Source organism: uncultured Acetatifactor sp., from assembly GCF_948601915.1.
In the GTDB taxonomy this organism is placed as follows: domain Bacteria; phylum Bacillota; class Clostridia; order Lachnospirales; family Lachnospiraceae; genus Acetatifactor.
Map to the genome: position 1 here is coordinate 1 of NZ_CAPDXS010000259.1, position 2565 is coordinate 2565.

Annotated in this window: 3 protein-coding genes; all 3 read right to left on the reverse strand. The window is 55.6% G+C overall.

The features are described 5' to 3' along the window. Positions 1–684 precede the first annotated feature (684 nt). Positions 685–1461, reverse strand: coding sequence for an HAD family hydrolase (locus Q2B33_RS23780; protein WP_300572802.1), 777 nt, complete (start codon positions 1459–1461; stop codon positions 685–687). A 47-nt stretch (positions 1462–1508) separates the two neighbouring features. Then, positions 1509–1766 (reverse strand): GNAT family N-acetyltransferase, encoded by a 258-nt coding sequence (locus tag Q2B33_RS24365; RefSeq protein ID WP_330684853.1) that lies wholly within the window; start codon positions 1764–1766, stop codon positions 1509–1511. 10 nt (positions 1767–1776) lie between these two features. Continuing rightward, positions 1777–2565, reverse strand: a 789-nt coding sequence (locus Q2B33_RS23790) for a sulfatase-like hydrolase/transferase (RefSeq protein WP_300914320.1), incomplete at its 5' end; no start/stop codon positions are given.

The window sequence follows — 2565 nt, forward strand, 5'->3', positions numbered from 1 at the left end:
CTGGTGACTGGAGTTCAGACGTGTGCTCTTCCGATCTATGTATGGTCTGTGTCCAGCTCATTGAGTATGAACCTGGGCAGATCCATGATTGCCGGGCCAATGACCCCTTTGGGATCGATCATGGCATAGCTCCCGTCAGTCCTGGACAGGATATTGTCGTGGTGCAGATCGCCGTGGAGGAGCACCCTGTCCGGATATCTCCCGAACATCTCCGCGCAGACTCTCCGCGCCTGAACCGCCAGGTCCGGAAGCTCCTCCGCCACAGGATTCTGCCTGCAATACCCGCAGATCCTCTCCAGCCAGTCCAGATAAGTCCCGCCCTCCTCCGCAGGCAGATGTATCCCGTCAAATACCCCGGAAAATATCCGGATCCGCTTCTCCAGGGACGCTTCCCTGCGCAGCACTGTCCCCGGGATAATGCGCTCCTCCAGAAGAAGCCCGGCACTCTCCTCATAGGCGTATACTTTACAATTATACGCGCCCGACAGCCCTGCCAGCATATGATGTTCGGATTTCAGCTGCCCGATATTCCGGTCGATTTTCAGGATGACAGGGCCGAACTGCCGGGACTGTGCAGAGAAAACCGCCTTTGTGGGATGCCGGTAGATTTCTTCGAAATGGCCCAGCTCCCATTTTTTTGCCGCATAATCTATCCTGCTCTCCATTCCGTTCTCCCCCTCCCCGTCATTCCATCAGCGATTCCAGGTACACCGCGATTCCGTCCTCGTCATTGCTGCCAATCACGATGTCCGCCGCTTCCTTTACCACGTCCAAAGCATTCCCCATGGCGATTCCTCTGCCGCACAGCCGGAGCATCCCCATATCCGCGTAGTCGTCCCCAAAGGCCGTGACTTCCTCCAATCCAATCCCGCAGGCAGCGCATGCTTTCAATATCGCCGCTTCCTTGGTGACTCCCTTTCGGGTGAATTTATACCAGTATCCATCGGAGAACCGTATGCAATCGCAGTCATCCAGCAATTCCGCCAGCCTCCGGGCCTGACTGTCATCGAAAATCTCCACGCACATCTTCAGGGAGCTCTGCCCGAAATCCCTGAAATCCGTATAGATGCTGTCGCCCCAGCTCCTGTCCTGCTCCTTCGGATCGATTCTGTAGTTCCAATAATGGGAATCCACCGTGTCTATGGTTATCTCACAGTCCATGCCGCATATGCTTCTGGCCGCCCCAATCATCTGCCTCGTCCGCTCCGCTGAAAACTCGGCCTTGTATATGTATTCGCCCCCGCGCTTTATCAGGGCCCCGCCGCTGGCAATCAGAATGTCAGGGCGCAGCGCGTCTATGAACGACAGAGCGGTTTTCTCTCCCCTGGACGTGGACACGCCTATCATCATGTCCTTCTCCCTGCATCTGTCCAGGGCCTGCAGCGTCCTCTTCGTTATCCTTTTGTCACTGCGAAGCAGCGTACCGTCCAAGTCGAACAAAAGCAGTCTGCACGTTTCCATTCTATGCGCCTTTCCGTCAGGCCTCCACTCTCTTTTCGCCTGCATCCTCAAAATGTATAGTACATGAAATTACCGTTTTTGCGGAATCCATAATCGGTATACAGCAGCAAGCCCATGTCGGATGCCGTTATCTGCACAGTGCCGCAGCCATAGTCCCTGGCTTCCTTCACTACCTTGTCCAGCAGAATCCTGGCTATTCCCAGCCTCCTGTATTCCACTGCCATGTCGTCCCTCCCGTCCATCATGCTCGTGATTCTGTCCTCATCATGATTGCTAATCTTTGCGATATCCTTTTGTCCGTGCAAAGCAATGACCTCAGCCCTGTTTTTCCTCAATCCACAGGATGGTCTCCCATACCTCCTGGCCATTGTTCTTCTGTTTTGTGCCGGGCGTGCTTCTTCCGCTGCGTATATAGCCAGTCAGAATCTCCCGCAGCGTTACGGCTGTCTCGGGATACTTTGCTATGACATTTTGGGTCTCCCCGATGTCCGTCTCCAGGTCATAAAGCTGAAATTGCGGAGCGTCCTCCGGCTCCTCGCCAGGCTTAGGGTAGGACCAGCCACCGGATCCCGGACACATCTCCAGCTTCCATTTCCCCTTTCGAATGGACAGGGAGCCGTCTATGCTCTGATGCACGATATCCTGGCGCACTTCTGTTCGTTCCTCCGTCCACAGGGGGAGGTTGCTTACACTGTCCTCCCCCTCGTTTTCCTTCAGCGCGACGTCCAGGCAGTCCGCTATGGTCGCCAGGAAATCTGACAGGCATACCACTGCGCCGGATACGCTGCCGCCCCTGATTTTCTCCGGCCACTGTACGATATACGGAATCCTGTGTCCGCCCTCATAGATATCCGCCTTGGCGCCTCTGAAATGGTAGCTGGGGCTATGCCCCTTCGCCTTCAACTCCTGGAAATCCACAAAAGGACTGCAACCGTTATCCGAGGCGTATGCCAGGATGGTGTTCTCCAGTAGCCCTGTCTCTTCCAGTTTTCTGCTGATCCTCCCTACCACGTCGTCACAGTGTAGGACAAAGTCCCCATATTCGTTCGTCCCGGATTTTCCCAGGAACCGCCCGGCCGGCAGGATAGGCGCATGAGGGGCCGG

Bases quoted from the DNA above. Each gene is read 5' to 3' on its own strand.
- Q2B33_RS23780 (WP_300572802.1), bottom strand. From the start codon at position 1,461: ATGGAAACGTGCAGACTGCTTTTGTTCGACTTGGACGGTACGCTGCTT.